This window comes from Streptomyces sp. T39, assembly GCF_008042045.1.
Taxonomy (GTDB): domain Bacteria; phylum Actinomycetota; class Actinomycetes; order Streptomycetales; family Streptomycetaceae; genus Streptomyces.
This window is the reverse complement of the sequence record NZ_RDBP01000012.1, coordinates 2,633,972-2,640,888: the sequence shown is the minus strand read 5'-3', so window position 1 is coordinate 2,640,888 and position 6,917 is coordinate 2,633,972. Positions and strand designations below refer to the sequence as shown.

At 71.5% G+C, this 6,917-nt stretch carries 7 protein-coding genes; 6 read left to right on the top strand and 1 reads right to left on the bottom strand.

From position 1 onward, the window contains the following. Nucleotides 1-176: 176 nt before the first annotated feature. From EAO77_RS13110 to EAO77_RS13090, 5 genes are all read left to right on the top strand, one after another. Nucleotides 177-1,115, top strand: a complete 939-nt coding sequence (locus EAO77_RS13110) for a cellulose-binding protein (protein WP_147988171.1) — start codon at nucleotides 177-179, stop codon at nucleotides 1,113-1,115. Between the two features lie 292 nt (nucleotides 1,116-1,407). Then, on the top strand, nucleotides 1,408-2,388 hold the full coding sequence (locus EAO77_RS13105; RefSeq protein WP_147988170.1) for an ABC transporter ATP-binding protein: 981 nt from the start codon (nucleotides 1,408-1,410) through the stop codon (nucleotides 2,386-2,388). Nucleotides 2,389-2,391: 3 nt separating this feature from the next. Then, nucleotides 2,392-3,171, top strand: a complete 780-nt coding sequence (locus tag EAO77_RS13100) for an ABC transporter permease subunit (protein WP_147988169.1) — start codon at nucleotides 2,392-2,394, stop codon at nucleotides 3,169-3,171. A gap of 139 nt (nucleotides 3,172-3,310) precedes the next feature. Beyond that, nucleotides 3,311-4,471: an ABC transporter ATP-binding protein gene (locus tag EAO77_RS13095; protein WP_147988168.1), complete on the top strand. Its 1,161-nt coding sequence runs from the start codon at nucleotides 3,311-3,313 to the stop codon at nucleotides 4,469-4,471. Next, a complete protein-coding gene (locus EAO77_RS13090; RefSeq protein ID WP_147988167.1) occupies nucleotides 4,468-5,301 on the top strand; it encodes an ABC transporter permease in 834 nt (277 codons plus the stop codon). The genes EAO77_RS13095 and EAO77_RS13090 overlap by 4 nt, the downstream gene beginning before the upstream one ends. A gap of 19 nt (nucleotides 5,302-5,320) precedes the next feature. Here EAO77_RS13090 and EAO77_RS13085 read toward each other — a convergent pair whose 3' ends face one another. After that, nucleotides 5,321-5,650 carry an ATP/GTP-binding protein gene (locus EAO77_RS13085; protein WP_147988166.1) on the bottom strand — a complete coding sequence of 110 codons (330 nt, stop codon included), beginning with the start codon at nucleotides 5,648-5,650 and terminating at the stop codon, nucleotides 5,321-5,323. A 213-nt stretch (nucleotides 5,651-5,863) separates the two neighbouring features. Between EAO77_RS13085 and EAO77_RS13080 the strand changes: the two genes are divergently transcribed. Continuing rightward, nucleotides 5,864-6,895: an LLM class flavin-dependent oxidoreductase gene (locus EAO77_RS13080; RefSeq protein WP_147988165.1), complete on the top strand. Its 1,032-nt coding sequence runs from the start codon at nucleotides 5,864-5,866 to the stop codon at nucleotides 6,893-6,895. Nucleotides 6,896-6,917: the final 22 nt, after the last annotated feature.

Sequence of the window (6,917 nt, the reverse complement as noted above, 5' to 3'; positions counted from 1 at the left end):
CCGTCAAGGCGGGGGCAGCGGCGGGGGGCACTCGTTCGAGTGGCAAGTCATCCGACGGCTAGCCACTCAAAAGGCTGGACATTCTCCAGATCAAACCGGCATCCGCTCGATGACACGCCGCCTCGGCCCCTAGGATTCCCTCTAACACCTCACCGGTCTCTTTCGACAGGAACCCCATGAGCGACACTTCCTCCCCCTTCGGCTTCGAGCTCGTGCGGCGTGGTTACGACCGCGGTCAGGTGGACGACCGCATTACCAAACTCGTCGCCGACCGTGATAGTGCTCTGGCCCGAATCACCTCTCTGGAAAAGCGCATCGAGGAGCTCCACCTCGAAACGCAGAACGCCCAGGCCCAGGTCAACGACGCCGAGCCGTCGTACGCCGGTCTGGGCGCGCGTGTCGAGAAGATCCTCCGTCTCGCCGAGGAGGAGGCGAAGGACCTGCGCGAGGAGGCCCGTCGCGCCGCCGAGCAGCACCGCGAGCTCGCCGAGTCCGCCGCCCAGCAGGTGCGCAACGACGCCGAGTCGTTCGCCGCCGAGCGCAAGTCCAAGGCCGAGGACGAGGGCGTCCGCATCGTCGAGAAGGCCAAGGGCGACGCCCAGACGCTGCGCAGCGAGGCCCAGAAGGACGCGCAGTCCAAGCGCGAGGAGGCGGACGCCCTCTTCGAGGAGACCCGCGCGAAGGCCGCCCAGGCCGCCGCGGACTTCGAGACCAACCTGGCCAAGCGCCGCGAGCAGTCCGAGCGCGACCTGGCCTCGCGTCAGGCCAAGGCGGAGAAGCGCCTGGCGGAGATCGAGCACCGTGCCGAGCAGCTGCGCCTGGAGGCCGAGAAGCTGCGGACGGACGCGGAGCGCCGTGCCCGCCAGACGGTGGAGACCGCTCAGCGCCAGGCCGAGGACATCGTCGCCGACGCCAACGCCAAGGCAGACCGGATCCGCAGCGAATCGGAGCGCGAGCTGGCGGCGCTGACCAACCGCCGCGACTCGATCAACGCCCAGCTGACCAACGTCCGCGAGATGCTGGCCACGCTGACCGGTGCGGCCGTGGCCGCGGCGGGCACCCCGGCGGACGACGAGCCCATCTCCCGCGGCGTCCCGGCGCAGCAGTCCCGCTGACGCGCCGGGCGCGCCCCTCGGGCGCCGTGCCGGGCCTGTGGGCCCGGCACCGGCTCGCCCGCCGTCCCGCGATCCGTGCACAGACCGGTGCCCGGCACCTCTCGGAGGTGCCGGGCACCGGTGTTCCGGGGCGTCACCCGCCGGGCGCGCAGCGCCCGCGCAAGCGTGCCGGCGTCACTTTGCCCCCCGGCACGGGCCGTTGGCCGCGGGGCCTCGCCCCCGACGCGCGACCGACGTGTCCCGTTGGGCGAACCGGGTGGCGGAGGCCATGCCGCCCCCGTAGCGTGACCGCATGATCGAGCTCGAGGGTCTCACCAAACATTTCGGCAAGAAGGTCGCGGTCGACAACCTCTCCTTCACGGTGCGCCCGGGGGTGGTGACCGGATTCCTCGGCCCCAACGGGGCGGGCAAGTCGACCACGATGCGCATGATGCTGGATCTGGACAACCCCACCCGCGGGACGGTCCGGATCGACGGCAGGCACTACCGGGACCTCGACGAACCGCTCAAGTACATCGGCGCGCTCCTCGACGCGAAGGCCATGCACGGCGGCCGCAGCGCGTACAACAACCTCCTCTGCCTCGCCCAGGCCAACCGCATCCCCGCACGCCGGGTCGCGGAAGTGCTCGACGTCGTCGGCCTGACCGCGGTGGCGAAGAAGAAGTCCAAGGGATTCTCCCTTGGTATGGGCCAACGCCTCGGAATCGCATCGGCGCTGCTCGGCGACCCGGAGATCCTCATGTTCGACGAGCCGGTGAACGGTCTGGATCCCGAGGGAATTCACTGGATCCGCAATCTGATGAAAGCCCTCGCCCAGGAAGGCAGGACGATCTTCGTCTCGTCCCATCTGATGAGCGAAATGGCCCTGACCGCGGACCACTTGATCGTCATCGGGCAGGGCAGGCTGCTCGCCGACACGTCGATGGCCGATTTCATTCACAAGAACTCCCGCAGTTATGTACGACTGCGCACACCGCAGCGCGAACGCCTCCTCGACGTGCTGCACGGCGCCGGCATGATCGCCGTCGAGTCCGGCAACGGCACCCTGGAGATCGACGGCGCGACGACCGAGGCACTCGGTGAACTGGCCGCCGAGCACCGGATCGTGCTGCACGAGCTGAGCGCCCAGCGCGCCTCGCTCGAAGAGGCCTTCATGCAGATGACGGCGGGCTCCGTGGAGTACCACGCGCACTCCACCGGCGACCGCGCCGACGCGCCCCCGCCGACCGGTCCCGCCGCCCCGCAGTGGGCCCCGCGCAACGAGGGAGCCTGACCCATGGCGTCCGTACCCGCCGTCCTGACGTCCGAATGGACGAAGATCCGCACGGTCTCGTCCACGACCTGGACGCTGATCTGCGCGTTCGCCGTGACCCTGGCCATGGGCGCGGCCCTCAGCGCCCTGATGAACTCGACCTTCGACGACCTCTCCGAGGCCGAGCGGCTCACCTTCGACCCGACCCTGATCAGCTTCTCGGGGATGATCCTCGGCCAGCTGGCCATGGTCGTCTTCGGCGTCCTGGTCGTCGGCACCGAGTACAGCTCCGGCATGATCCGCACCTCGCTCGCGGCCGTGCCGCAGCGGGCCACGTTCCTCTTCAGCAAGATCGCGGTGGCCGGGCTGCTGGCGCTGGTGATCGGCCTGGTCACCAGCTTCCTGACCTTCTTCGTGGGCCAGGCCCTGCTGGGCACGCACCGCACCTCCATCGGCGAGGAGAACGTCCTGCGGGCGGTGGTCGGCGGCGGCCTGTACATGGGCCTGATCGCGGTCTTCTCGATGGGCGTCGCGGCGATGCTGCGCAGCTCGATGCTGTCGCTCGGCATCCTGATGCCGTTCTTCTTCCTGGTCTCGCAGATCCTCAGCGCCGTCCCGGGCGCCAAGGACGTGGCGCAGTACTTCCCCGACCAGGCCGGCGCCAAGATCATGCAGGTCGTGCCCAACGCCCTGAACAGCGACGAGGCACCGTACGGGCCCTGGGGAGGGCTCGGCATCATGCTCGTCTGGGTGGCGGCCGCGCTCGTCGGCGGCTACCTGGTCCTCAAGAAGCGCGACGCCTGAGACACACGGCACCGGGCGGATCCGGCGACACGTCTTGGCCGGAACCGTCAAGGCCCGGATATCCTCCTAACTCTTACGGGGGCGTACGGCACAGCACGGCCTGGGCCCCGACGACCCGACAGTCGATGGGGCTGGAGAAATGATCGAGGCAGTCGGCCTGACGAAGCGCTACGGCGCCAAGACGGCCGTGTACAACCTTTCCTTCCAGGTGCGGCCCGGCGCCGTGACCGGCTTTCTCGGACCCAACGGCGCCGGCAAGTCCACCACCATGCGCATGATCCTCGGCCTGGACCGCCCGACCTCGGGCCAGGTCACCATCAGCGGACGGCCGTACCGCCAGCTGCCCAACGCCCCCCGGCAGGTCGGCGCGCTGCTGGACGCCAAGGCCGTCCACGGCGGACGCAGCGCCCGCAACCACCTGCTGTCGCTCGCGCAGCTGTCCGGCATCCCGGCACGCCGGGTCGACGAGGTGCTCGGCGTCGTCGGGCTCCAGGACGTCGCCAAGCGCCGCTCGGGCGGCTTCTCGCTCGGCATGGGCCAGCGGCTGGGCATCGCCGCCGCGCTGCTCGGCGACCCGCAGGTGCTGCTCTTCGACGAGCCCGTCAACGGCCTCGACCCCGAGGGCATCCTCTGGGTGCGCAACCTGATGAAGCAGCTGGCCGCCGAGGGCCGCACCGTCTTCGTCTCCTCGCACCTCATGAGCGAGATGGCGCTCACCGCGGACCACCTGATCGTCATCGGCCGCGGCCAGCTGATGGCGGACATGAGCGTCAAGGACTTCATCTCGCACAACTCGGCCGACTTCGCGCGGGTGCGCACCCCGCAGACGGAGCCGCAGCAGCGCGAGAAGCTGTCGGCGGTGCTGACCGAGGCCGGCGGGCAGGTCATGCCCGAGGCCGACGGGGCGCTGCGGGTGACCGGGCTCGCCCTGCCGCGCATCAGCGACGCGGCGCACGAGGCCGGCGTCCGGCTGTGGGAGCTGTCGCCGCACCAGGCGTCGCTGGAGGAGGCGTACATGCGGATGACGCAGGGCGCCGTCGACTACCGCTCCACGGACGACCAGAAGGCGGGGCTCATGCAGCAGCCGCCGGTGGGCTGGGTGCCGCCGCAGCAGATCCCCGACGTGCCGCAGCAGGGGTGGTACGCCCCGCCGGCGCCCGGCCAGAACCCGTACGCGGCGCCGGTGCCCGGCGCCCCGGCGCAGCCGGCGCCCCAGGCGCCCGCCGTGCCGCCCACCGCTCCCCCGGCGGCCCCGGCCGCCGCGCCCGCCGACCTGACCAAGCCCGAGGACGCCCGATGACCACCTCCTACCAGCAGCCGGGCGCTCCCGCGTACTCCTCGCCCATCCCGATCCGCGGTGCGCACCTCGGCGACGCCCTCACCTCCGAGTGGACGAAGATCCGTTCGGTGCGCTCCACCATGTGGACGCTGGGCGTGATGATCCTGCTCATGATCGGCATCGGGCTCGGTGTCGCCGCGCTCCTCGCCGCGGCGGGCGAGTCCGCCGGCATGGGCGAGGAGTCCGCGCTCGCGCTGGGCTTCTTCGGCCTGCTGCCGGGCTCGATCTGCGTGGTGACCCTCGGCGTGCTCACCATCACGTCCGAGTACGGCACCGGCATGATCCGTACGACGCTGACGGCCTGCCCGAGCCGCGGCCGGGTGCTGGCGGCCAAGGCCGTCGTCTTCTTCCTGCTGGTCTTCGTGATCACCACCGTGGTGGCCACCCTCGTCGCGCTCATGCAGCACGCGATGGTCGACGCCTCCGAGCCGAAGGGCGACGAGTGGCTGCGGGCCACCGTGGGGGTCGGTCTGTTCGTCGGGGCGCTCGGTCTGGTCTCGCTCGGTGTGGGCGGCATGATCCGGCACTCGGCGGGCGCGATCACGACCATGATCGGCGTCATCCTGATGCCGCTGGTCGCCGCGATGTTCATGTTCTCCGAGAACCTCGCGGACCTGCAGCAGTTCCTGCTGGAGTACGCGATCCCGAGTCAGCTCATCGGCATCTACGGCGAGGCCGCGTCGGGCGGCTCGTCGGGTCCGCTGGGCTGGACGCCGGTCGCGATCATGGTGGGCCTCGCCGCCGTCTCGCTGGGCGGAGCCTTCGCGGTGATGAACAGCCGCGACGTCTGAGGACGGCCTCGCGGCGGGCTCAGTGCCGCGGCGCGTTCCGGGACCGCTGCACCTTCGTGGTGCGGCGGTCCTTCGCGTTCCAGCAGGCCTTGTGCCAGTGGCGCCGGTCGTCCACGCCGCCGTGCTCGGGCCAGGCCACCACGTGCGGGACGGCGGACGGGATCTCCTGGTCGCAGCCGGGGCAGCGGTACGACTTGCCCGCCGCACTCGCCCCGGCGACGTGCCGCACCGACCAGTCCTCTCCCTGCCAGGACTCGCTGCGTCCGAAGCCGCCGTACCGGCTGCCGACCTCGTCGCCTCGATCGGTCGGGTTGTCGCCGCCACGGGGGCGGTTGCGGCGCGGGGACACGGGTTCACCTCATGGATGTCGGCCGGACGGTCGTCCTCCAGCGTAAGCGCCCGGATACGGGGCACTCGTCGCCTCCGGCCCCACGGCGGCCGGGCCGACGGCTCCGGTTAGCGGAAAATCGCAACAACTTCCCGCCCGCCCGTGCCTTTGGCACGTGTCATGCGTTGATGCCGTCGAGGGGGAGACGCGTCGGCCGCAAGGAGGCAATTGGCGATGCGCGTTGGCACTTTCGTACTGGCGGCCCAGTTCCCCGGTCAGGGACAGGGGGAGGCACTGCACCGCGCGGTGCGGTCCGCCGAGGTGGCCGAGGAGTCCGGGCTGGACTCCGTCTGGCTGGCGGAACACCACTTCGTACCGTACGGGGTCTGCCCGTCCGCCGTGACGCTCGCGGCCCTGCTGCTGGGCCGCACACGCCGGATCCACGTCGGCACGGCGGTGAGCGTGCTGCCGACCGCGCACCCGGTGGCGCTCGGCGAGCAGACCGCACTGCTCCACCTGACCTCGGGCGGCAGATTCACGCTCGGTGTGGGGCGCGGCGGCCCCTGGGTCGATCTGGAGGTCTTCGGCGCCGGCCTCGCCGCGTACGAACACGGGTTCCGGGAATCGCTCGATCTGCTGCTCCGGTGGTTGCGCGAGGCGCGTGTCGGGGCCGACGGCGAGCGGTACGCGTTCCGGGAGGTCGACGTCGTCCCGCGCCCCGCCGAACGGATCGACGGCCCGGACACGGGGCCCGAGGTGGTCGTCGCCTGCACGTCCCCGAAGAGTGTGGAGCTGGCCGCGGAACGGGGGCTGCCGATGCTGCTGGGCATGCACTGCGGCGACGAGGACAAGGCCGCGATGGTCGGCCTCTGGCGCCGCCACGCGCTCGCGGCGGGCCGCCCGCCCGAGGAGGTCGCGGGGGCGGAGCATGTGTCGGCCGGAGTGGCCCAGATCGCCGACGGCGCGGCCGAGGCGCGGGAGACCCTGGTCAAGGCGATGCCGGGCTGGCTGAAGCTCGGTCTCGACGCGCATGTCACCGTGGACGGCCGGCACCGCGCGATGCGCGACCCCGTCGCCTACACGGAGATGCTCTGCTCGCTGCACCCCGTGGGACCACCGCGGCTCGCGGCGGACCGGCTCGCCGCAACGGCCGAGCGCACCGGCATCACCCGCTTCGCCCTCCTCGCGGAGGGGTCCGGCGACCTCGCGGCCACCGAGGAGAACGTACGCCGTCTCGGGACCGAGGTGCTGCCCCGGCTCCTGTGAGCCGGACGCCCCGGTGCGGGCC

Coding starts and splice junctions, on each gene's coding strand:
- EAO77_RS13110 (WP_147988171.1), top strand. CDS start 177: ATGAGCGACACTTCCTCCCCCTTCGGCTTCGAGCTCGTGCGGCGTGGT.
- EAO77_RS13105 (WP_147988170.1), top strand. CDS start 1,408: ATGATCGAGCTCGAGGGTCTCACCAAACATTTCGGCAAGAAGGTCGCG.
- EAO77_RS13100 (WP_147988169.1), top strand. CDS start 2,392: ATGGCGTCCGTACCCGCCGTCCTGACGTCCGAATGGACGAAGATCCGC.
- EAO77_RS13095 (WP_147988168.1), top strand. CDS start 3,311: ATGATCGAGGCAGTCGGCCTGACGAAGCGCTACGGCGCCAAGACGGCC.
- EAO77_RS13090 (WP_147988167.1), top strand. CDS start 4,468: ATGACCACCTCCTACCAGCAGCCGGGCGCTCCCGCGTACTCCTCGCCC.
- EAO77_RS13080 (WP_147988165.1), top strand. CDS start 5,864: ATGCGCGTTGGCACTTTCGTACTGGCGGCCCAGTTCCCCGGTCAGGGA.